The organism is Halobacillus salinus, assembly GCF_004684905.1.
GTDB lineage: Bacteria > Bacillota > Bacilli > Bacillales > Halobacillaceae > Halobacillus > Halobacillus salinus.
In genome coordinates this window covers 90,656-113,057 of the sequence record NZ_SRJC01000006.1, presented here as the reverse complement: position 1 = coordinate 113,057, position 22,402 = coordinate 90,656, and the positions used below count along the sequence as shown (strand labels likewise).

Genomic DNA, 22,402 nt, shown 5'->3' with positions numbered 1-22,402 from the left:
AAATGATTATTTGAATGAGGTGCGGATATGCCGAAAGAATTAGAGAAGAAGGTTGTAAAAGATACATGCGATACGTTTTGTTACGATGAGGAACTGGTCGAGCGGGTGCAACCTCAGATAGATAGAGTAGAAGGCGTGGAGCTTGTGTTCAAAGCGCTCTCGGATGCCACGAGAATGAAAATTGCGTATGCACTTACGCTGGAGGTTGAGCTTTGTGTGTGTGACGTGGCGAACATTATCGGATCGACGACGGCTACGGCGTCCCACCATTTAAGGTTGTTGAGGAATATGAAATTGGCGAAGTATCGTAAAGAAGGGAAGCTGGTCTTTTATTCATTAGCAGATGATTATGTCCATCAACTGATCTCGACGGCTCTCCTTCATACACAAAAGAGTCAGTGAAGGAGGGAGTACCGTGAAAGAAGCAGATAAACAGAACTTGGCTGGGACGTCATGTTGTGCAGGCGAGGAGAAAGTTGAAACGGTGAGCTCTTCCTGTTGCTCGACGGATTCCTCACCTACCAATAATCAATCCTGTTGTAGTACGGAGGAACCGGTAATGCCTTCCTCTAGTTGTTGTGAATCTTCGGTTAAACAAAGCGGGGCGGAAACAGTCGAGTTTAAGATTCATGGTATGGATTGTCCTTCTTGTGCCGCAACAATCGAGAAAGGATTGCTGAAGACAGAAGGAATAGAATCCGTGAAAGTCCATTATGGAACCGGGAAGATGACTGTGTCGACCGGCAGTTCTGAAGCACACAATCAGGTTCCGAGTCAGGTGAAGAAGCTAGGCTTCGAAGCGGAGTCATTACAGGCTCCGGAAGGCCATGAGACGTACCGTATAGAAGGAATGGATTGTGGTTCTTGTGCCTCAACGATTGAAAAGCATCTCCGAAAGAACCCGAAGGTGAAGGAAGTCCGTGTTAATTTCTCTACTGGTAAAATGCAAGTGGAGCATGTGACTGACTCTAAAGAAATTATTAAAGAAGTCGGAAGAGCGGGGTTCGGTGCATCTGTTGAGAATACGGAGAATATGCAAGAGCCTTCTACCAGGCCCTTTGTTTTCTCGGCAACTACGATTTCAGGTGTCCTGCTTGCTATAGGTTTCTTAGTGTCCTTTACCGCGTTGCCATTAGCGGTGGTGACTGCATTTTATGCAATCTCAATCATCGTAGGAGGTTGGAAGCCCGCCCGGAGTGCTTTTTACGCGGTGAAAAGCCGGTCGCTCGATATGAATGTGTTGATGGCTTCTGCTGCGATTGGTGCGGCATTGATCGGGGAGTGGTTTGAAGGAGCAATGGTCGTCTGGCTGTTTGCGCTAGGTAATAGTTTGCAGAATCGCTCGATTGAACGGACGCGGGATTCCATCCGCAGTCTGATCAATTTAACACCTAAAGAAGCGACGCTTATAGAGAATGGCCAGCAAGTTCGAAAAGTAGTAGAAAAAGTATCGGTGGGCGAGATTATGCTCGTCAAACCAGGAGAGAAGATTCCGTTAGACGGCGACGTTGTAAACGGAACGTCTAGTGTGAACCAGGCTCCTATTACCGGGGAGTCGTTACCTGTAGATAAACAATCAGGTGATTCCGTATATGCTGGAACAGTGAACGAAAGTGGCTCTCTAGAAGTGAAGGTGACGAAGGTGGTCAAGGATACGACCATTGCAAAGATTATCCACCTTGTAGAAGAGGCACAAGAAAAGAAGGCACCGACACAGGCTTTTGTCGATCGGTTTGCGAATGTATATACTCCGATCGTATTCTCCCTCGCCCTTCTTGTTATGATTGCTCCTCCATTGGTTGGTTTTGGTTCATGGGGCGAGTGGCTGTATAAGGGGCTCGCGTTATTAGTCGTTGCATGTCCATGTGCCCTGGTGATTTCCACTCCCGTTGCTATTGTTTCCGCAATTGGTAATGCCGCGAAGCATGGTGTGTTGATCAAAGGGGGAACGTTCTTAGAGAAAGCTGGCGTCATTCAGGCTATTGCTTTTGACAAGACCGGGACATTGACGGAAGGAAAGCCGAGAGTGAGTCAAGTGAAGGCGAAGCAATATGATGCAGGTAAGCTGATTTCTATAGCTCGTACGATTGAAGAGCATTCGACTCATCCTATTGCACTGGCAGTGACCTCTTATGCAGAAGAGCGTGAAATTGCACCTCAAGCTGGAGAGGATTTTGCAGCTCTACCTGGTAAAGGTGCAACAGCTTCCATCAGTGGTATCCAGTATTTCGCCGGAAACCCTAAACTGTTTGATGAAATGGACGTTGCAATGGATGATTGGCAAGAAGACATCAAGCTCCTTCAAGAGAGTGGTCACACGTTAATTCTTGTTGGTACTCGACAAGAAGTGCTTGGTCTCCTTTCTGTAGCAGATACGATACGGGACATTACGGTCCAATCGATTCAATCGTTGAAAGCTGTAGGACTTAAAGAAATGGTCATGCTGACAGGAGATAATGATGGGACTGCAAAAAAGGTTTCTGCTGAAGCAGGGGTCGATCGTTATTTTGCAGAGTTGCTTCCTGAAGATAAAGTGGAGGCAGTGAAGACCCTACAGAGAGAAGGGAAACAAGTAGCGATGGTCGGGGACGGCATCAATGATGCTCCTGCACTGGCAACAGCTGATTTAGGCATTGCGATGGGGGGAGCTGGAACGGATACGGCTATGGAGACAGCGGATATCGTGCTCATGGCCGATAACTTAGAGAAACTCCCTCACACGATCCGACTAAGTCGTAAAGCACTGAATATCATCAAACAAAACGTTTGGTTTTCTTTGCTTACGAAAGTGGCAGCTTTGTTACTCATTTTCCCAGGGTTCCTTACCCTTTGGATGGCTGTAATCAGTGATACTGGAGCGGCGCTGGTCGTTATTTTAAATAGCATGCGACTAATGAAACAGCAATAAAAATAAGCTTCCTCTTCACAATAATGAAGAGGAAGCTTATTTAGTTGGATGTTCACTACTTATGTAATCATTTTCTCTGATTTTTTGATTACGACTCATCCCTACGATTCTTCATTTCATCTAACTGGTTCAACAGATTATCCAGCTCCTGTGAGATCTCCACGATTTCCGAGTAGTCGTAAGAGTTATAATAGGCTTCATACATCTTCTCTCTTATTTGCTCCGTTTTTCTTTCTAGCTCTTGTAACGTATTCATCATGATTCTCCTTACTAGTGCGTACCCTGAACACTTTCCTCAATCAAGTATTTTCAAACTTTTTCCTTTGAATTTATTTTGAAAGTATAGATGGAAGTAGCCTTTTAAAAAAAGTTGGCCCCCTGCACCAGGCAGGAGACCAACGTCTGTGTTTCTTCTATTACTTAACCCATTCATCGATGAGGTCTTGGTTTTCTTCGACCCATTTCTTCGCGCCATCGATTGGTTCTTCACTATTCTCTACATATTCGATCAACTCACCGATTTGCTTGTCATCCATCTTCCAGTTCTTGAACCATTCACTGATTTCTGGATACTCATCTGCAAACCCTTGGCGAGTAGCGTGGTGGATTTTTTCAACGCCGCCGAATGTGTTTTGGGGATCTTCGAGGAACTTCAGGTCGTATTTGGAGAATACCCAGTGTGGGCTCCAAAGTGGGGCAACAATTGGTTCTTCACTTTCTACGGCATTTCCGATCTCTGCAAGCATTGCTGGTTCGGAGCTTGATAGTAGTTCGTATTCTAGGCCGTAGTCTTCCATCATTGTTTCGGTTACTTCCATTGTACCTGCACCTGGGTCGAAGCCGACGATTTCACTATTGAACATATCTTTGTGTTCGTTCAGGTCTTCGATGCTGTTCACTTCTTCTACGTATTCCGGAACAACTAGTCCTACTTTAGCGTTGTCATACCATGTCGCGTCTGAGAAGTTAACGCTGTCTTTGTATTCTTTCAGGTAGTTGGCATCTTGGACTGGCAGCCAGATTTCTAAGCTGGCATCAAGATCGCCCGCTTCTAGGGCTTTCATTGTACTACCCATGTTCAGGTTGTTCAATTTGACGCTGTAGCCTTTGTCTTCCAGGATAACTTTCCACATATTCGTAACGGCGATGTTTTCAGCCCAGTTGATCTGGCCGATCGTCACCTCTTGGTTCTTCTCCTCTGAAGCGGCGTCGGATGACTCATTATCTGCCTCTTCATTGCTGTTTCCGCATGCTGCGAGTACTGCCATCAATAGAATGATGGACGCTAGACTAAGTACTTTCTTCCACTTGTTCATGGTGAAAAACTCCTCCTTGTAATTTTTTATATATTTTTAAATACACTTAAAAATTAAATGTATTAAAAATTTTCTTAACAAAAAGTCGAAACGAAGCCCTCTCTTGTACATGTAAGAGTGGGATGTGTTGGAATAGGGTATTCCATAACTAGACAGCCATGGAACACCTTTTCCCTTATTTGTGGAATGACGGAATCTGATGTTTCCAAGATCCACGTTCTTTGGCTTTATTCTTTCTTATCTTTAGGAAGAAATTCAAAGATTTCCCCACTTCTGATGCTAGCCACCAAGTCTTCCAACCAATGATAGTAGGCTTTCGACTCTTCCAGTTGATCGTAATATTTCTTAGCTTCTGCCATAATATCCGGCGTGCTGCCGGAGTCTTTCATGACATCTATGAAATTCTCTTGGGCTTCGTTAATGGCTTCCAGGTTCATTTTTGTTTCGCGATCCCACATTTGGCAGTAGAACGCCATGAAGGAACGGAAGAAATCTTTCTCTGCGGCGTACGTGTGCTTTCTCGAGCCGCGGGTGAAGGTTTTCTTGACCATTTCGATGTCCTGGAGCCTGCGGACGCTCGTGCTCATGCTCGGTTTACTCATGCCGAGTTCCTCACGCATTTCGTCAAGCGTCATCTGTTCTTCAAAGTACATCGTCGCATACAAGTTTGCAGCGGCCGGGGTGACCCCGTATAAATCCATCGTCTCTGCAATTGCGCCGATCACTTTATCTTTTGCTTCTTCTATTTTGAGTTTTGGTGTTTCTTTAGATTCACTCATTAGGTCGCTCCTTCAATCCAAAAGTAAAGCCTGTTAAATATTTATCAAATTTTCTTTACGGATATCATGTTAACGTGTTCAGAGAAAATGTCAAACCACTCTTTGATATTTTAAGGAGGGGATCGGTGTGTAAGTTCAACTATCATAAGACTTATAGCTGTTTGGTCGTTTATTGAATATTTTTTCTTGCTTTTCCTTTTTGACAACCTCGGGAAGACATGATAGTGTTTTAATCGTTAAATAAATTCTTAATAAACTTAATCTACTTCGGAAATGGAGTTGAGCATATTGGATCTTAATTTAAATTTACAACATTACATTAATGGGAAATGGGTAGGCGCGAACTCGGAGCGTACGCGTACGATTATTAATCCATTTAACCAAGAAACGATTGCTGTCGTACCAGAAGGGGACGAAACAGAAGCGAAGGAAGCAATCGCTGCAGCGAGAGAGACTTTCGATAACGGAGAATGGCCGAGCACCCCGGCAACGGAGCGTGGCGCAATTGTTACGAAGATTGCGGAACTGATTGAACGGGATAAAGAAGAGCTAGCGAACCTTGAATCACTAGATACAGGTAAAACAGTAGAAGAAAGCCGTGGTGATATGGAGGATATCGCTGGTGTGTTTCGTTATTATGGAGAACTTGCTGATAAGAACGGCGGCGAGCTGATCGATTCTCCAGTACCGAACTCTATCAGTAAAGTCGTGCACGAACCAGTAGGTGTTTGTGGACAGATTACCCCATGGAATTACCCTCTCCTACAAGCGTCTTGGAAATTGGCGCCAGCGCTTGCCACTGGAAACACATTAGTAATGAAGCCAAGTGAAATTACACCACTTACTACTATTAAAGTGTTCGAATTAATGGAAGAAGCGGGTGTACCGGCAGGAGTCGCAAACCTCGTGCTCGGTGCTGGGGCTACAGTAGGTAATGAGCTATCCAGCAGCCACGATGTCGACTTGATTTCCTTCACAGGCGGAATCGAGACTGGGAAGAAGATTATGCAGACAGCAAGCACGAACGTGAAGAAGCTTGCTCTTGAGCTCGGCGGGAAGAACCCGAACGTCATCTTTGCTGATGCGGACTTCGAGCTGGCGGTGGATCAGGCGTTAAACGGCGTCTTCTTCCACGCGGGTCAAATCTGCTCCGCTGGTACGCGTTTGATTGTCGAAGAGAGCATCCATGATGAGTTCGTTCAAGCGCTTGTCGAGCGAGTGAAGAACTTCAAGCTTGGAAACGGATTTGATGAAGATACTCAAATGGGACCACTTATCTCTGCAGAGCACCTGGAGAAAGTTGAGAAATATGTCCAAGCAGGTATCGAAGAGGGCGCAACAGTCGCAATCGGCGGCAAACGTCCGGAAGACCCGGAACTTCAAAACGGATTCTTCTTCTTACCGACAATCTTTAAGGATTGCACAACCGACATGAGCGTCGTGCAGGATGAAGGATTCGGTCCAGTTATTACAGTAGAGAAATTCACGAAAGAAGAAGAGGCTGTGAAGCTTGCGAATGATTCCATTTACGGACTTGCTGGTGGCGTGTTCACGAATGACATCGCCAAAGCAGAACGCTGTGCTGCGAAAATGCGCATGGGTACCGTATGGATCAACGAATTCAACCTATACTTCCCGCACGCACCGTGGGGCGGTTTCAAACAGTCTGGTATCGGACGTGAGCTAGGGAAGCTAGGCATTGAAGAATATACAGAAACGAAGCATATTTTCCAAAACCTTAAACCAGAGCCGATCAACTGGTTCTAAAGCGAATTTATTAAATAAATAGGAGGGATCACGGGGTCCCTTCTCCATCCATAACATCAAGGAGGAATACACAATGGCTATGATTGAATCGTATGATTACGTAATTGTTGGAGGCGGAAGTGCAGGATCTGTGCTCGGTAACCGCCTAAGTGAAGATGGCGAGAAAAGCGTTCTGATACTAGAGGCAGGACGTAGTGACTATGCATGGGATCTACTTATTCAAATGCCGGCAGCATTGCCGTTCCCATCAGGTAAGAACCTTTATGACTGGCAGTATTATTCTGATCCAGAACCACATATGAATGGACGTCGTATCTCTCACGCACGAGGAAAAGTCCTTGGTGGATCTAGCTCCATCAACGGTATGATTTACCAACGCGGAAACCCGAAAGACTATGAGCGTTGGGGTTCTGATGAAGGTATGGAGAAGTGGGATTGGAAGCATTGCCTGCCTTACTTCAAGCGTCTAGAAAATGCACTTGGATCACCAAATGACGATCTTCGTGGTCACGATGGTCCGATCAAACTGGAGCGCGGTCCAGCTACAAACCCTCTATTCCAAGCGTTCTTCGACTCTGCAGTAGAGGCTGGATACAACCGTACACCAGACGTGAATGGATTCCGCCAAGAAGGATTCGGTCCATTTGATAAGCACGTTTACAAAGGTCAGCGTCTGTCTGCATCCCGTGCTTACTTGCACCCGTTCAAAGATCGTGAGAACCTGACCATCAAGACACGTGCTTTTGTTACGAACATCGATTTCGATGGTAAGAAAGCAAAAGGACTGACATATAAGCGAAACGGAAAAATGCACCAAGTAGAAGCAGGAGAAGTTATCCTTGCTGGTGGCGCGATCAATACACCACAACTACTGCAACTTTCTGGTGTTGGTGATGCGAAGCACTTGAAATCACTTGGCATCGATCCAGTTGCTGACCTTCCAGGTGTCGGAGAAAACCTTCAGGACCACCTTGAAGTGTATGTACAGCACGCGTGCCCAGTACCAGTTTCTGAACAACCGAACTTGAAGAAATGGCGCATGCCTTGGATCGGTCTGCAGTGGATGCTCGGCCGTACTGGTCCAGCTGCGACGAACCACTTCGAAGGTGGCGGATTTGTCCGCTCCAACGAAGACGTGGACTACCCGAACTTGATGTTCCACTTCTTGCCGGTAGCGGTCCGTTACGATGGACAAGTTGCACCGACAGATCACGGTTTCCAAGTACACATCGGACCAATGTACTCCGATGCTCGTGGATCCTTGAAGATCAAGTCGAAAGATCCGAAAGAGCACCCAAGCATGGTGTATAACTATTTATCTACTGAACAAGACAAACGCGAGTGGGTCGAAGCGATCCGAGTTACACGTGAAATCATGGCTCAACCAGCTATGAAAGAATATAACGCTGGTGAAATTTCTCCAGGACCAACTGTTCAAACGGACGAAGAGATTTTGGACTGGGTACGTGAAGACGCGGAAACAGCCCTTCACCCGTCTTGTACGGCGAAAATGGGACCTGAATCCGATCCAATGTCTGTTGTCGACCCAGAAACAATGAAAGTTCACGGCCTAGAAAACTTACGCGTAGTCGATGCATCCGCGATGCCATACGTGACAAACGGAAACATCCACGCACCTGTATTGATGCTTGCTGAGAAAGCAGCTGACCTGATCCGTGGACGTAAGCCGCTTGATCCAATCGATGCGGATTACTACCGTCACGGTGAGCACCCAGCGGAAGCGGGTACTGTGCCAAAATCTAAATAATTATCTATCCGTACGAGATTTTTACCCAAAGATCAAGAAGTATAAATTTGAAAAACCTTGATTGGCTATATGCCATTCAAGGTTTCTTTTTTTTATGGTTACCTAGTACCTAATAAACCGCGAATAGAGAAATACTCTTGTACATTTATTTAGGGAATTACGGGCGGTACCGCAATCGGAGTCCTATCAAACTTCAATGATGTGCTAATTCGACGTTCTGCATCTCTTTTTTGTTCCAAACGTCGATGCACGGAATTCTATGTGACGTTTTGTACCTCCACCTTCTCCAAAATGTCACATACAGACCTTCTAGATGACATTTTGCTACTACCTTCCTACCAAAACGTAAGTTACAGCTTCTCTATGTGACGTTCCGCAACACTCTTTCCCCAAAAACGTCAACTACAGACCATCTATAAGACATTTCACTCCTCTACCCGCTCCAGAACGTCAACTACAGACCAACAATTCGACCTCCCAACCCACATGCCCCACAAAACGTCGAACTTAAGCCCTCTCAACAGAAAAAAACCAGCTCTACAGGAGTCGCGCACAACTCACAAACCTCGCCCAAAAGCCACACTATCCTCTTTTTACAAGCAAGCACCTTAAAATATGATCAAGTCCAAATAGTCACATTCATCCAGATTATTTACATAAAAAGGTTAACAATCGTAATTTGGTGGAATATGTAAACGAACTATAAAAGGAAGGAGTGAATGAGATGAAATGGTACCTCAAAGCATTGAAGAAGTATGCGGTATTCCGCGGTCGAGCGAGGAGGAAAGAGTATTGGATGTATATTCTGATTAATTTCCTTGTCTTTATGGGACTTGGGGGACTGGATGCTCTTATCTTCGGTGAAAACTCACCGTTGGTCACGGAGGATGCACCTCCTACTATCCTTTTCTATATAATGCTCCTGTACTATTTAGGAACGATCCTACCTACGCTCGCTGTCACAGTCAGAAGGCTCCATGATTCGGGGAGAAGTGGATGGTGGTTCTTAATCAGTTTCATTCCATTGATCGGGGCAATTGTCATGCTCGTCTTTACGGTGATGGAAAGTGATTCCGAGAACCGGTTCGGATCAAACCCGAAGCAGGCAGCGTAGCCCCTTCCTTCATTGTTGAATGTACCTGCCCTGTTCCTTTATCACGGTTCTGAAAGGACAGGTACGTTCACTTTACGATTCACGCTTTTCGACTGAACGGATGCAGAGTCCGGCCGATCATTTTGAAAAGGTTGATGTGCTTGTTTGTAATAAGTTCTTCGGCGAATTTGTTGTTGATCGATTTCGTGACGAGATCCAATTGATCATTGTCCAGCTTTTCAAGTGTGCGACGAAGAGTCAGTGAATCGTGATAACCTTGAGACAAATGCTTGGTAAGCTTATCGTAATCGCCGAGTCCAGCAATATCCTGGGCAGCATAAATGCCGGTCAGCATCGATTCGAATTGGCCCAATCCGAAAGCAGGGGTGATCGATCCCCAGCAGTTTCCGACGAAAAACGTATTACCGATTCTTGATGATTCAGCTTTGCCAATAATATAGTCCTTGAGGGAGAAGTTGCTTGTGATTGTGAAATCCTGATCCAATCTTCGGCAGCATTCCTCAAAGCATTTCTCCCATAACTTTTCTTTATCGTACCCCTCGGTGTCAGGATACTGAGGATAGACGTTTACGAGGGAGGCTGTCGTGTCAGAATGGGGGAGTAAATAAGCCATCCCTTTGGGAGCGATGTCATAGTTGAAGAAGGCATGTGCTTCGGTTTGATTGAATTCGCCTTCTATAAGCGCTCCTCTGAATGTCGCTCGAAAGGCTACATCATAAGGTTGTAGTTTCTTCGTATCGAGGGGATCCCCAGTTGCAAGTACGACATGAGTATATTCTTTAGAAATGTCGTCGTAGGAAACATTGTGATGGTATTGGATGTCTGTTTTCAGTTGAGCGGCAAGTTGGGATTCATAGGAATCCGGATGCTTTCCTCTCATATTGATGAACCCTAATTTCCCGTCCAATTCGCCCAGCTCATTTTTGGAATAGCAAAGAAGCTTCTGAATGTTGCTTGAAGGCTTCAAATGTATTCCATATGTTTCCGAAAGATATTTCACAGCATCGTCTACGGGGTGTTGCGTCATCGAAAACATCGCTTCTGCATTGGTGAACCGGTCGCCGGCGATTTCCCGCTTTTCAAAAACATCTACTTCTAATCCGTTCTTTTCTAAGGTAATAGCGCAGCAAAGCCCTGCTAACCCTGCACCTATTATGGCTATTTTCATTGTTGGCCTCCTTCCAATTACTACTTGATTCTATTAGTATCAAACGTGCAGGAAAACTTATACATACCAAGTAACGAAACGGTTCTTTTTCCAATGTTGGGGTAGCTTTGTCGTACATATTTCGATTAGAAAGGATGAGTTGTGTGGTCAAATTCTTTGGGTTGATCTTTCTTGTCTTACTTGTCCTTTGGCTGAACTTTGAGAGGGGGTATAGGAAGGGTTATATAAAGATTCGGGTAGCGCAGACCTTTTCTTTGAAAAGGGATATGACAAGCATTGTCGAGATGCTGGAGGAGAGGGGAAAAGTAGCTAGTTATGAAGGGGGCGGAGTGATTTGGATTGATCATGTATATTACCGGATAACCAAGAGCCGTTTCCGGAAAGGGGTGGTGATCTTAAAGCCTGAATGAAAGGTAATTTGTTGTTGAAAAATTGGACAATAAAAAAGTAAGCAGAATCTATAATCTGCTTACTGTTAATAGGCACTCTCTTCAACATGCCATTGTTTATTTAAAGCCGTTTGACTATTTAATTTTCGACAAAGGAACTTAGCAGATGAACAACTGGGAAATGTTTTCGTCCGAAAGCTACTGGTATCTTTCAGAAACTGTTTCTTACCATTGACTTTTCTTGCTAGTAAGAACATTTAATCCTCTCCTGTAAGTGCTGGATATCTATCGTGCACTGTACGTTTATTGTCTCATATATAGGATTGTATTTATATACCAAAATAATATTTATGATGCTTTTCCTCCGACAATTAGTCCGCATTCTCGAGGTTTTCCAGCACAATAGAAGAGACCTCTTCGGAAGCGATGTTGGAATAACGATGATCCTGTTGCTTCTTGTAGACGTGGCTTATGTTGGCGAAATAACTGTCCCTTCAGGTCATCTAAGAAGAGAAGGTATTCTCCCGTGTCCATCTCGATGGTTTCATCGGAAAAAGGGAGGAGACCATCCTCGTGTCCCTCGCTAATCTGTTTCATTCCAATAGGGTAGACCACTTCGATTAGGTCTCCTTTGTCGTATTCTTTTCCTTTTATTGATTTATGTATGGTTGCGGTGTAGAGCCTTCTGATCTGGTATACGTCGTGCTCTTTGTCTTCGATGATTTTTCTCGTCTCATAGTTGCCGTCAACGGTTGCTTCAAGCACAAAATCTGAGTTCTCTTTCAGTGTTTCCAATTTTTCTTCGGCTTCAACTTGGAGACCTGCTCCACTAGTCGCCTTTTCCTGAAGAAAAGTACTACCTACTGTGATCCCCACTAGAATGGTCAGTAAGGCAACTATCCCTTTTAACTTCATTGAAAAACCTTCCTTTTATCCTTGTTTATTCTATTATACATGGCAGGGCAAAAAGAATGTCCACCCCTATATTCAGAAGTGGACAACTCATTTGCTTCTCTAATCTCTGGTTGCGCCTGCCTGGCGAGATGTCATGGAACCTACACCATGGCTGATATCTTCTTGAATTTCTTTTCTCACCTTTTGTGGGTCGGTCCCGGCGCTTACAGGTTTCATCGATGAATTTGGCTTTGCTTTTCTCTTCATAGTCATTCACCTCCACAACTATAGGGTTGGCAAGTGACCAAGTATTCATTACAAAATTGGATAGTTATCCTTTTACAGACCCAGCAAGCAATCCTCTAACAAAGAACTTCCCTAACAAAATATAGACAAGCAACGTTGGAAGTGCCGCCAACAGCGCACCTGCCATCTGCACGTTCCACTCGACGACTTGGCTACCGGCCAAATTCTGCAGTGCGACCATTACTGGTTGTTGGTCGGACTGCGTGAGGGAGACGGCGAATAGGAACTCGTTCCAAATGTTCGTGAACTGCCAGATGGCGACGACGACGAAACCAGATATGGAGAGCGGAACCATGATTTTTCCGTAGATTTTGATAAAGTTCGCCCCGTCTATCTTCGCGGATTCGATCATCGAATCTGGAATGCTCGCATAGAAGTTACGGAACATCAGCGTCGTGATTGGTAACCCGTAGATAACGTGGGTGAAGATAAGGCCGAGAATCGAATTGTACAATCCCATGTTACGAAGCGTCAGGATTAACGGGATCAGGATGCTTTGGTAGGGGATGAACATACCGAATAGAATCGCGGTAAACACGAGTTCAGACCCTTTGAATTTCCACTTGGACAGCACGTACCCGTTCAACGATCCGAGCAGGGCGGATAAGAGGGTGGCTGGTATGACCAAGTAGAATGAGTTCATGATATTTGGTGCTAGTTTCGAGAACGCAGTAGCGTAGCTCGAGAAGTCGAGTGTTTTCGGAAGCTCCCACATTGTCGCAAGGGAGACTTGGTCGAACGGCTTCAGACTCGTGACGATCAGCACATATACAGGCATGAGGTAAAAGAGACTAAAGGCGATTAGGATGATATAAATGAGTGGTCGTGTAATGCGTTTCGACATCGTTAGTCCTCCCTCCTGTTCATAAGTAAGTACGGAATGATGAAGATAGCCACACTTACGAGCAACAGAATGGAAATCGCCGCTCCGCCTGCATAGTCATTGGCGCGGAATGTCTTTTCAAACATATAGAGCGCTGGCACGTCGGTGACGAAATTCGCTCCAGGTCCTGTCATGGCATAGATCAAGTCGAAGATCTTCAGCGAGATGTGGGCCATGATGATGATGACACTCATCGTGATGGCGCGCAGCTGTGGCATGATGATTTTGAAGTAGATGGTCGCTTCTGATGCGCCGTCCATCCGTGCTGCTTCTTTCAACTCTTCTGGAATACCGCGTAATCCGGCAAGATACATCGCAAGAGAAAAGCCGGTCATTTGCCAGACAGCGGCGATGATGACGGCGATCAACGCAACAGGAACCCCGAACTCTATCTTTCCGACGGGGAAGCCAGCCAGAACATTGGTACTCACATACCACATTGGGCTGATTCCGAACTTCTCCAGTAACAAGTTGACGCCGGTTGAAGGGTTGAGTAGCCACTGCCAAACAACACCGGTCACGACGAAGGACAGAGCCATCGGGAAGAGGAAGATATTTCGGAATAAGGACTCGGCTCGGATGTGCTGATCGATCAGAACAGCGAGCAATTGGCCGATGAAAGCAACGGCCGCAATGAATAGAATCGTAAAGAAGAGCGTGTTCCGTATGTCTGCTTGGAACCGGAAATCTTTAAATAACTGTGCATAATTCGAGAGTCCTGAGAATGAATAGTCTGGAATCAAGCTGTGCCAGTTACTGAGGGACACATATCCTGTCCAGCTGATGAAGCCGTAGATGAAAATCCCGACCAACAAGATCGAAGGTAAAATGAAGGCGAGAGACCATAGTCGATCGGTGCTAAGCTTACTCAATGAAAGTACCTCCTTTGCTTGTGTACAGATGGAAAGGGAGGACGGAGCCTCCCTTTTATTAAAAATGAACTATTTTTATTCCGTTCCGGCGTCGACAGCGTCTTGTAGGGAAGTTGTGAACTGATCGACATCTTTCTGTGTAACGAAGATGTTGACCGCTTGGTTCACTTGCGTCACGACTTGCTCTGGTGCGGCTGAGCCGTGTGCAAGGCTCGCTACAAGAGAAGCGTCTTTGAAATCTTTGATCGTATCTGTCGCATATTCACCGTAGTTGGATAGGTCCGTGTCTGTACGAGCAGGAATGGATCCTTTCATCGGGTTGAAGGCATCTTGGCCTTCTTTTGAACCGAGTACAGTGAGGAATTCTTTCACTTGATCTTCATTGTTGATGTCTTTAGGCAGGCCGAATGTATCGGTAATGACCATGAAGGTTCCTTCAGAGCCAGGGGTTGCAGCCCAGCCGTAATCTTCGTTCGGTTTGAGGTCTTGACTTAAGTAATAACCGTTTGCCCAGTCACCCATGATGTTCATGGCTGCTTCTCCATCGGAAACGAGTTGGCTCGCATCCTGCCAAGCGCGGGCACTGTGGTCATCGTTCACGTAGTTCAGTACTTCTTTGAAGGTTTCAGCAGATTGAACAACACGTTCGTCATCGAATCCGATTTCGCCGTCCCATAGCTTATCGAAGTCATCCGCTCCAAGGTTTGCAAGCAAGATGTTCTCGAAGATCATTGTCGCTGGCCAAACGTTTTTGTCCCCTAGAGCAAGTGGTGTGACACCGTTTGATTCCAGTTGGTCGGCAACGTCTAAGAATTCATCCCACGTTGTTGGGGCTTCGATGCCGTTGTCCTCGAACACTTTCGAGTTGAAGAAGACGACGTTTCCGCGGTGGATATCGACGGGAACAGCGTAGATGTTATCGTCTTTACTTACCATATCGATCAATTCTTGTGGGAATACTTCGCTCCAGTTGTTTTCTTCGTACAAGTCGTTAAGCGGCTGCATTTTGTCTGCTGCTACCCATCCAGCAAGCAGTTCGTCTCCGCCGTGGACTTGGAAGGTAGAAGGTGGGTCTCCGCCTTGCATGCGGTTCGCAAGTACGGCTTTGGCGTTCGTACCGGCACCGCCTGCTACAGCTGCATTCTCCACTTCGATATCAGGATGTTCTTCTTTGAACTGCTCGATCAGTGCGTCTAATCCGTCTGCTTCTCCACCAGCAGTCCACCAGCTGAACAGTTCGATTTTTCCATCGCCGCTTGCTGATTCCCCGCCGTCATCAGACGAACTGGAGTTGCTGCATGCACCGAGGACAATAAGTAAAAGGGCTACAAACAAAACATAAAAGCTTTTTCTCTTCATAAATAAACTCCCCTCGTATCTTGTAATCGCTTTCAATTACAATGTATCACGATACAAGGGGAGTCCTTGGTAAGACTTTCTTCACTTTTTTGTCATCTATCAGCACTATTTTAACATCGCCTGCTGATGGCGGTAGGAAGTAGGGGAGACGCCTTCTTTCTTCTTGAATACCCGGCTGAAATAATTTGGGTCTTTATATCCGACGAGGGAACAGATTTCTTTAAGTGGCTTCTCGGTTGTCGACAAGTACTGCTTCGCTTTAGTAAGACGGACTTGCGTCACGTAGTCGATAAAGGTTTGTTGGAAACGTTCCTTGAACAGTTTGCTGAAGTAGTACGGGTTCAGTGCGATGTATTCCGCGACCTGCTCAAGCGTGATCGACTCGTGATAGTGCTCCTGGATCCACTCTTCGGCCTGTGAGATGGCGTCTTTTGACGTGACAGTTTTGTAGCTGTGAATCGTTTCGGTAACCTGCATGATGTGATCCATCGTCCACAGCCGCCACGCTTTGTCACTCGTGCCGGGCGGGGGAATGTCATTCTGTTGCAAATGGTGGAAACCGAGCTCTCTCGTCATCCCGTAGATCGCCTGGACCATTTGCCTACACCGTTCCTGGCGGTCTTCATTCTTCTCCTCTAACATCGCCCATAAGTGTTCGAACTGCTGGATGGCGACTTTGCGGCTTCCGTTTCGGACGGATTCATAGATGTTCTTCTCTACTAAGGATAGGTCGATATCGTCTAGATTCAAGTTGTTTTTCGCTTCCTGATAAAGGGCATAGCCTTTTCGTTCTCTAGCGACGGTCAAGGCTAAGGTTGCCTCGTGATAGGAGTGAATCAAATCATTCGGATCGCGGACGAGTGATCCGATCCCGATGCTCGCTTTTTCATGGAAAGTGGACTCGAACCGGTTCAGTAAGGAGCGGACCCATGGGTTCAGCCTAGAAAACTCTGTGCCGAGATCCTCCTCTTTGAAGGCGAAAATCCAAACAGGGAAGACGCTGCCGATGAACGGGCCGACGAGGCCGTGTGCTTTCTCTTCGACGGCTTCCCGGATCCACGCATGCTTCTCCTCATTCGGGGTGTCGAGCTGAACCATCCAAGCACAGCCTTGTGTTTCCTGGTGGGGGAAGAAGGAGGCGATCTCTTCTGGATAGTTCTCAAGCATTCTTTCGGTGAAGTAGGCTTGTACCCAGTCGGATTGGATGAACGTTTGCTGTTGACTCTTCTCCATTTCGAGGTCTTCCTCGATTTCCTTTATCACCCGTTCGAAGGTTGCGATGAGTTCTTTCTTCTTCGTCGGCTTTAATAAGTATTCCTTTACCCCTTCGCGCATCACTTCTCTTGCGTAATCGAATTCGTCATAGGCGGTCATCATGATGATCCGGACGTGTGGATGCTTTTTCTTGATGTGTTGGACCGCTTCAATACCGTTCATTCCGGGCATCTTGATATCCATTGTAATCAAATCAGGCTGGAGTGTATCCGCAAGCTCGACTGCTTCCTTCCCGGTTGTCGCTTCTCCGATTACTTCCAGGTGAGGGAAGCGGTCACCGATCATCTTCTTCAAGCCTTCTCGTTCGATCATTTCGTCTTCTGCGATTAGCCACTTCATACGATTTCCCTCTTTTCATTCGTTTGTGCTATCGGTATCATCATTCGGATCGTCGTGCCTTGCCCTTTGGTCGATTCGATTTCGACTATATGGTCTTCGTACATCAATTCGAGCCGTCGTATGCTATTCAGGACCCCGATACCTGTCGTATGACCGGTTCTTCTTGATGTCGCGTCTTCTTCCCTGTTGTTCAGACGTTCGAGCTGTTCGGAATCGATCCCGACGCCGTCATCACAGATCTCAATCAGGACCTGACCATTTTCTTCGAAAGAGGAGACGGTAATCGTGCCGCCTTCTTCTTTATTTTCAATGCCGTGTATAAACGCGTTCTCAATGAACGGTTGCAACGTTAAGACCGGGAGCGGTGTCGAGTAGGTGGAGAACGCAATATTTTCCCGGAATGCGAAGCGGTTTCCGAAGCGAGCTTGCTGGATAAACACATAATCTCGCACGCTTTCCATTTCATCCTTGAAGGTGGCAGGGTAATCGAGATTCGATAGATTATAGCGGAGGATCGATGATACGGATTCGATCAGTTCTCCGGTCTTGTCGGCTTCTTCCATGTAGGATGTCTTCGCAATAACGTTGAGCGTATTGAATAGGAAGTGAGGGTTCACCTGGTTTTGCAGGCTCTTTAGTTCCATCTCCTTCATCAACTGCTGCATTTCGGCTTTCTGTTTCATTTCATGGATCGACTGCTGCAGGTTTTTCCTCATGCTGTTGAACGTTTCGGATAAAAGCTTCATTTCGTCATTGGTCTTGACGTGTACGTCCGGGCCGTCCAATTTTCCTTTCGAAATGTCTCTCGCCGCTCTTGATAGTCGTTGGATCGGTCGCGTCAGCTGTCTGGAGAAGCGAAAGGCGAAGAGGAGGGAGGCGAACAGGGTGAAGACGAATACCGAAATCCCCATTCTTTCCACCCAATGGCTGCGCTCCACCAGATTGCGATAAAAGGCATCGTAATTGGAGAGTTCATCGTTGATCAACGTCATCGTCGTATCTTGAATATAGGATAGGATTCTTTCTGATTCTTGCGTGTGGGCCGAGTATGTCTCAATTTCCCCGATATGATAAGCACGAATAGCCAGGTCCGTTTCCTCTAGAAAACTGGTGATCATGTTCGAGTAATTGTCCAATATCACTTCATTTTGCTTGAGTGTGGAGAGCTCCGTTCTCAGCTGTTCTAATTGGCGATGATCAACTTGATAGGAGTGGTAATAGTCGTTCGATTGTTTTGTGATATAAGAAGTCATATCTTCATACATTCGGCTTGTCGTCTGTTCGACATCATTCAATAGAAAGAAGTTCTCAAGCAGGTTGTCGTACTGGCGGATGGTATCCTGGCTGCCTTGGTACAGATAATAGGCGATGCCGTTCATAAGAAAGATCAGGATGAAGAAAAAGACCATCAGCTTCGATTGAATACGGTTCATGGCCCTTCACCTATTTCCGGGTAGAAAGGCTTCTGGTTGGTGAGGTCCTGTTTTCTCAAAATGCTCGTTGTCGTATGGTTGATGGCGCCGACGGGTTTGTTCTGAGATAACTCTTTCAGCTTTTTCACACTTTCATATCCCATTTCGAACGGGTGTTGGACGACAGTGGCATCTACTTTTCCTTCTTCGATTAAATCGATCGTCTCCGGCAACGTATCGAAGCCGATTATGTAGAAGTCATCCTGCCAACCGCGCTGCTGGAGGGTTGATACGATGCCGAAGCTATCTAAGGCACTTGTTCCGAAAAAGGCATTGATCTCAGGATGTTCAGCCATCATTTGGTTCGTCTTCTGAGCGGCTTGAATCCGTTTGATATCAGAGGATTTCGTGTCGAGTACCTCGATTCCAGGAGCCTTCTTCAAGGCATCATTGAACCCTTGGACGCGAAGCTGCATATTCTCCGCATCGAAACTACCGGTGATGATGCCGACTTTTGCTTGTCCGTTTGTATCTTCTATTAGTGCTTCCCCGGCAAGGAACCCTGCCTCGTAGTTATCAGTCCCAACATAGGCAGAGCGCTCGCTGGAGGGGGCGTCGGTATCAATCGTGATAACGGGGATCCCTTTATCGATCGCTTTATTGATGACAGGGCGGAAGAGCTCATCTTGCAGGCCTTGTGTAATAATGCCATCGACTCTCGATGCGATCGCTTTCTCAATCCATTCGATGTGGTCCGCCATATCCGATTTGGCAGGGCCGTTGTATTCCAGGGTAATGTTCTCTTCCTGTTCTGCTTTACGCGCACCTTTTTCAATAAGGCGCCAATAGTCGTTGTCCGTTTCCTGGGGAATGAGTACGTAATGAAGACCTTCCAATGGCTCAGATGACACCTGGTTCCATTCTCCTGTATGGGCAAAGGCTTTGACTGCATAAAAGGCAACCATTCCGGCGGAAAGCACAACAGCCGTAATGAAAAAGGTATAGATCCACTTATCTGTCTTCATAACCATCCCCCTCTATTCTTCCTATTCTAATAGATATACAAATTTATGAAAAGGCTTTCAATTAATACAAAAAAAGAAGCGAACCCTTGTGATGGCGGGCTCGCTTTGTTCCAATAGCTATTTATCTAATGTCAGCTGACCTCATTCGCTTGTCGTGAGGCGCGTGTCGTTTTGACCGCAAGAAGTGCATTGAGTCCACAGTATGTAGGCTGTTTTCTCAGAGAACTCTTTTGGCGTGACCTTAAGAATGGTTTGCTCATCGTGGTAACAATCTTTGCAGCGATGAGTGATCTTAGATCCGATTTCATAGTTTGGCATGCTTTCGCCTCCTCTCTTTTTTTCAGGAGGCAACAGTAGGAATTTTCATGGTAGTACATATATGGCTATATTTCAAACGTTATCGTAGAAAAATATTTTCCAATGTGGTCATTAGCATAACTGACTCCCTAGGCTGGAGCGCCTGGGGAGTCAGTTGGAGATATTATTCTCTTTTAAAAAAATCTATTAATCTGCATCTCACACGAGTTGACGTTCGAAGTGGCGGTGTTCTGCCACGGCTTGGCTGAATTCTTTCACGAATTGTTCAGCACCGTCTGCCGAGACGACACCCGCCGCATGTTGCATATCATGTTCTTTCAATACATCCACACCATTGCCTGTTGCGCCGATTGGCTTAAAGTGTTTGAAGGCCTCGCTCACGTAATAATTTGCGTTCATCTTGAAGGCCTTATCTTCCATATTTCCTCCCGCAACGTAGACCGCATCAAGAAGTACAGGGTCGATTGTTGTGAAGGTATGCTGGACGTCGACTGTTTCGCCGTCTTTCGATTTCAATGTTCCTTGTTTCTGACTGATGACCATCGGGATCATTCCCTCTGATTGCAGGGAGTTGATGATCTTTTGGACTTTGGAGCCGTCGAACCCTTGATCGAGAAGGACGCCGACGTGTCTCGTCTTCGTCGATTGGACGGAGTTCGCCTGACTTAAAGCAGGAGAAGATTTCGTCACATCAGAACCGCCGGATGTCGGAGCATCGACACCGATGTTTTCCGCTACCGGTTTGGCAAGGTCGAGGCTGACGTTTGCGAACATCTCGATGACTTGCTTGCGTACCGATTCGTTTCCGACTTTTCCAAGCTCGAAGCTGAAAGCGGAAATGATATGGTCCTTCTCATGATCGCTCATACTGTTCCAGAATAGTGTCGCCTGGGAGAAGTGGTCCTTGAAGCTTTCACTACGTGCACGAACCTTTCTTCCTTCGACTTTCTCCTGGTAATGAGCATACCCACCTTCTTCCTCGGAAGCAGGAGATGGGGTATTGTTTGATAGTGAGTTCTTGTGATAGCTCACTTGCCCCGTATTGATCGTGTGACGTCCATATCCGTCGCGCTGATTATTGTGGAACGGACAGACTGGACGGTTGATCGGTAACTCATGGAAGTTCGGACCACCAAGACGAATCAGCTGCGTATCGGTATAAGAGAACAGACGTCCTTGAAGCAACGGATCGTTGGTGAAGTCGATGCCTGGTACAACATGGCCTGGGTGGAACGCGACTTGTTCGGTCTCTGCGAATACATTGTCGACGTTACGGTTCAGCGTCATCTTACCGACGATTTCAACGGGAACTTCTTCTTCCGGCCATAGTTTCGTTGGATCCAAGACGTCGAAATCGAATTTGAATTCGTCTTCTTCCTTAATTACTTGGATGCCGAGTTCGTATTCCGGATAGTCGCCGTTTTCAATGGAACTGTACAGATCGCCGCGGTGGAAGTCCGCATCCTTACCGGAGATCTTCTGTGCTTCATCCCAGACTAGCGAGTGGGTACCGAGCACCGGCTTCCAGTGGAATTTCACGAAACGGGCTTCGTTTTTCTCATTCACTAGACGGAATGTGTGCACACCGAAGCCTTCCATCATACGGAAGCTTCGTGGGATGGCACGGTCAGACATCGCCCACATCACCATATGGGCAGATTCCTGGTTATTGGCGATGAAGTCCCAGAATGTGTCGTGAGCAGATGCAGCTTGAGGCATCCCGTTATGAGGTTCTGGTTTCACGGCATGAATCAAGTCCGGGAACTTGATCGCATCTTGAATGAAGAAGACGGGAATGTTGTTTCCGACTAAGTCGTAGTTGCCTTCCTCTGTATAAAATTTCGTCGCGAATCCGCGCGCATCACGGGCTGTTTCAGGAGATCCTTTCGATCCTGCCACCGTCGAGAAGCGGACGAATACGGGTGTCGTTTTCGATGTATCATTCAGGAAATCGGCTTTCGTATATTTTTCGAGGTTCTCATAAAGCTGGAACTCTCCGTGAGCAGCGAAACCACGGGCGTGAACGATTCGTTCAGGAATGCGTTCGTGGTCGAAGTGGGTCATTTTTTCACGGAAATGAAAGTCTTCCATTAATGTAGGACCACGTTCTCCTGCTTTTAAAGAGAATTCGTCTTCAGATATCTTAAGGCCTTGGTTGGTGGTCGTGTGTTTGCCAGAATCATCGGTACGGTACTGGTCTAACTGTTCGTCTTTTCTATTTTTTCTATCACTCATTATTTTCGAACCTCCTATGTAGTTTTTTAGAATAATAAGTAATCAATAACCAGTACAATCTGTCTACCCAGGTGGAAATTTCTCGAAACCTGAAAATTTTTTGGGAATAGTTTTTTGGGGAGGAGGGACGCGTGCTGGTGCCCTTTTGTCTAGGGGACTATTGGAGGGATACGAACCAATATCGAACAAAAATTAGGTTTCTTGGCCGTTTTTTTGTAAAATAGAAATACGACCCAAAAGTTAAACGAGTCAGGATGCGCGATTAAGACCAGCAG

Annotated in this window: 19 protein-coding genes; 5 read left to right on the top strand and 14 right to left on the bottom strand. The window is 46.2% G+C overall.

Going from position 1 to position 22,402, the window contains the following annotated elements; all coding sequences use genetic code 11:
• Positions 1-27 precede the first annotated feature (27 nt).
• The gene (locus E4663_RS16835) at positions 28-402 is read left to right on the top strand and encodes an ArsR/SmtB family transcription factor (protein WP_135328492.1); all 375 of its coding nucleotides are present in this window, start codon (positions 28-30) and stop codon (positions 400-402) included.
• Between the two features lie 13 nt (positions 403-415).
• The gene (locus tag E4663_RS16830) at positions 416-2,908 is read left to right on the top strand and encodes a heavy metal translocating P-type ATPase (protein WP_193554863.1); all 2,493 of its coding nucleotides are present in this window, start codon (positions 416-418) and stop codon (positions 2,906-2,908) included.
• A gap of 88 nt (positions 2,909-2,996) precedes the next feature.
• On the opposite strand, the gene E4663_RS16825 is transcribed toward E4663_RS16830, so the two are convergent.
• The 3 genes from E4663_RS16825 to cudC form a co-directional block, all read right to left on the bottom strand.
• On the bottom strand, positions 2,997-3,164 hold the full coding sequence (locus tag E4663_RS16825) for an aspartyl-phosphate phosphatase Spo0E family protein (protein WP_135328491.1): 168 nt from the start codon (positions 3,162-3,164) through the stop codon (positions 2,997-2,999).
• Positions 3,165-3,324: 160 nt separating this feature from the next.
• Entirely contained in the window at positions 3,325-4,224 is a 900-nt protein-coding gene (locus E4663_RS16820) for a glycine betaine ABC transporter substrate-binding protein (protein ID WP_135328490.1), read from the bottom strand.
• Between the two features lie 227 nt (positions 4,225-4,451).
• Positions 4,452-5,003 carry a choline uptake/conversion transcriptional regulator CudC gene (gene cudC / locus E4663_RS16815; RefSeq protein WP_135328489.1) on the bottom strand — a complete coding sequence of 184 codons (552 nt, stop codon included), beginning with the start codon at positions 5,001-5,003 and terminating at the stop codon, positions 4,452-4,454.
• A gap of 288 nt (positions 5,004-5,291) precedes the next feature.
• On the opposite strand from cudC, the gene betB reads away from it, so the two are divergent.
• The 3 genes from betB to E4663_RS16800 all read left to right on the top strand — a co-directional run bounded on the left by betB (position 5,292) and on the right by E4663_RS16800 (position 9,652).
• The gene (betB, locus tag E4663_RS16810; protein ID WP_241657232.1) at positions 5,292-6,770 is read left to right on the top strand and encodes a betaine-aldehyde dehydrogenase; all 1,479 of its coding nucleotides are present in this window, start codon (positions 5,292-5,294) and stop codon (positions 6,768-6,770) included.
• Positions 6,771-6,849: 79 nt separating this feature from the next.
• Positions 6,850-8,538 carry a choline dehydrogenase gene (betA, locus tag E4663_RS16805; RefSeq protein ID WP_135328531.1) on the top strand — a complete coding sequence of 563 codons (1,689 nt, stop codon included), beginning with the start codon at positions 6,850-6,852 and terminating at the stop codon, positions 8,536-8,538.
• Positions 8,539-9,262: 724 nt separating this feature from the next.
• The gene (locus E4663_RS16800) at positions 9,263-9,652 is read left to right on the top strand and encodes a DUF805 domain-containing protein (protein WP_135328487.1); all 390 of its coding nucleotides are present in this window, start codon (positions 9,263-9,265) and stop codon (positions 9,650-9,652) included.
• Between the two features lie 79 nt (positions 9,653-9,731).
• On the opposite strand, the gene E4663_RS16795 is transcribed toward E4663_RS16800, so the two are convergent.
• From E4663_RS16795 to E4663_RS16755, 11 genes are all read right to left on the bottom strand, one after another.
• Positions 9,732-10,820: an FAD-dependent oxidoreductase gene (locus tag E4663_RS16795; protein ID WP_135328486.1), complete on the bottom strand. Its 1,089-nt coding sequence runs from the start codon at positions 10,818-10,820 to the stop codon at positions 9,732-9,734.
• A gap of 737 nt (positions 10,821-11,557) precedes the next feature.
• A complete protein-coding gene (locus E4663_RS16790; RefSeq protein WP_135328485.1) occupies positions 11,558-12,124 on the bottom strand; it encodes a hypothetical protein in 567 nt (188 codons plus the stop codon).
• 99 nt (positions 12,125-12,223) lie between these two features.
• On the bottom strand, positions 12,224-12,370 hold the full coding sequence (locus tag E4663_RS20020) for a hypothetical protein (protein ID WP_168927361.1): 147 nt from the start codon (positions 12,368-12,370) through the stop codon (positions 12,224-12,226).
• A 64-nt stretch (positions 12,371-12,434) separates the two neighbouring features.
• A complete protein-coding gene (locus E4663_RS16785; protein WP_079478533.1) occupies positions 12,435-13,253 on the bottom strand; it encodes a carbohydrate ABC transporter permease in 819 nt (272 codons plus the stop codon).
• 2 nt (positions 13,254-13,255) lie between these two features.
• Positions 13,256-14,164: a carbohydrate ABC transporter permease gene (locus E4663_RS16780; RefSeq protein WP_241657231.1), complete on the bottom strand. Its 909-nt coding sequence runs from the start codon at positions 14,162-14,164 to the stop codon at positions 13,256-13,258.
• 75 nt (positions 14,165-14,239) lie between these two features.
• Positions 14,240-15,523 (bottom strand): ABC transporter substrate-binding protein, encoded by a 1,284-nt coding sequence (locus E4663_RS16775; protein WP_135328483.1) that lies wholly within the window; start codon positions 15,521-15,523, stop codon positions 14,240-14,242.
• Positions 15,524-15,628: 105 nt separating this feature from the next.
• Positions 15,629-17,137 (bottom strand): response regulator, encoded by a 1,509-nt coding sequence (locus E4663_RS16770; RefSeq protein WP_135328482.1) that lies wholly within the window; start codon positions 17,135-17,137, stop codon positions 15,629-15,631.
• A complete protein-coding gene (locus E4663_RS16765; RefSeq protein ID WP_135328481.1) occupies positions 17,134-18,570 on the bottom strand; it encodes a sensor histidine kinase in 1,437 nt (478 codons plus the stop codon). Before E4663_RS16765 ends, E4663_RS16770 begins: the two co-directional genes overlap by 4 nt.
• Positions 18,567-19,574 carry a sugar-binding protein gene (locus E4663_RS16760; protein WP_241657230.1) on the bottom strand — a complete coding sequence of 336 codons (1,008 nt, stop codon included), beginning with the start codon at positions 19,572-19,574 and terminating at the stop codon, positions 18,567-18,569. Before E4663_RS16760 ends, E4663_RS16765 begins: the two co-directional genes overlap by 4 nt.
• Before the next feature lie 131 nt (positions 19,575-19,705).
• Positions 19,706-19,882, bottom strand: coding sequence for a hypothetical protein (locus tag E4663_RS19855; protein WP_158290530.1), 177 nt, complete (start codon positions 19,880-19,882; stop codon positions 19,706-19,708).
• A 208-nt stretch (positions 19,883-20,090) separates the two neighbouring features.
• On the bottom strand, positions 20,091-22,127 hold the full coding sequence (locus E4663_RS16755; RefSeq protein ID WP_135328479.1) for a catalase: 2,037 nt from the start codon (positions 22,125-22,127) through the stop codon (positions 20,091-20,093).
• Positions 22,128-22,402 lie beyond the last annotated feature (275 nt).

Coding starts and splice junctions, on each gene's coding strand:
- E4663_RS16835 (WP_135328492.1), top strand. CDS start 28: ATGCCGAAAGAATTAGAGAAGAAGGTTGTAAAAGATACATGCGATACG.
- E4663_RS16825 (WP_135328491.1), bottom strand. CDS start 3,164: ATGAATACGTTACAAGAGCTAGAAAGAAAAACGGAGCAAATAAGAGAG.
- E4663_RS16820 (WP_135328490.1), bottom strand. CDS start 4,224: ATGAACAAGTGGAAGAAAGTACTTAGTCTAGCGTCCATCATTCTATTG.
- cudC (WP_135328489.1), bottom strand. CDS start 5,003: ATGAGTGAATCTAAAGAAACACCAAAACTCAAAATAGAAGAAGCAAAA.
- betA (WP_135328531.1), top strand. CDS start 6,850: ATGATTGAATCGTATGATTACGTAATTGTTGGAGGCGGAAGTGCAGGA.
- E4663_RS16800 (WP_135328487.1), top strand. CDS start 9,263: ATGAAATGGTACCTCAAAGCATTGAAGAAGTATGCGGTATTCCGCGGT.
- E4663_RS16795 (WP_135328486.1), bottom strand. CDS start 10,820: ATGAAAATAGCCATAATAGGTGCAGGGTTAGCAGGGCTTTGCTGCGCT.
- E4663_RS16790 (WP_135328485.1), bottom strand. CDS start 12,124: ATGAAGTTAAAAGGGATAGTTGCCTTACTGACCATTCTAGTGGGGATC.
- E4663_RS20020 (WP_168927361.1), bottom strand. CDS start 12,370: ATGAAGAGAAAAGCAAAGCCAAATTCATCGATGAAACCTGTAAGCGCC.
- E4663_RS16785 (WP_079478533.1), bottom strand. CDS start 13,253: ATGTCGAAACGCATTACACGACCACTCATTTATATCATCCTAATCGCC.
- E4663_RS16775 (WP_135328483.1), bottom strand. CDS start 15,523: ATGAAGAGAAAAAGCTTTTATGTTTTGTTTGTAGCCCTTTTACTTATT.
- E4663_RS16770 (WP_135328482.1), bottom strand. CDS start 17,137: ATGAAGTGGCTAATCGCAGAAGACGAAATGATCGAACGAGAAGGCTTG.
- E4663_RS16765 (WP_135328481.1), bottom strand. CDS start 18,570: ATGAACCGTATTCAATCGAAGCTGATGGTCTTTTTCTTCATCCTGATC.
- E4663_RS16760 (WP_241657230.1), bottom strand. CDS start 19,574: ATGAAGACAGATAAGTGGATCTATACCTTTTTCATTACGGCTGTTGTG.
- E4663_RS19855 (WP_158290530.1), bottom strand. CDS start 19,882: ATGAAATCGGATCTAAGATCACTCATCGCTGCAAAGATTGTTACCACG.
- E4663_RS16755 (WP_135328479.1), bottom strand. CDS start 22,127: ATGAGTGATAGAAAAAATAGAAAAGACGAACAGTTAGACCAGTACCGT.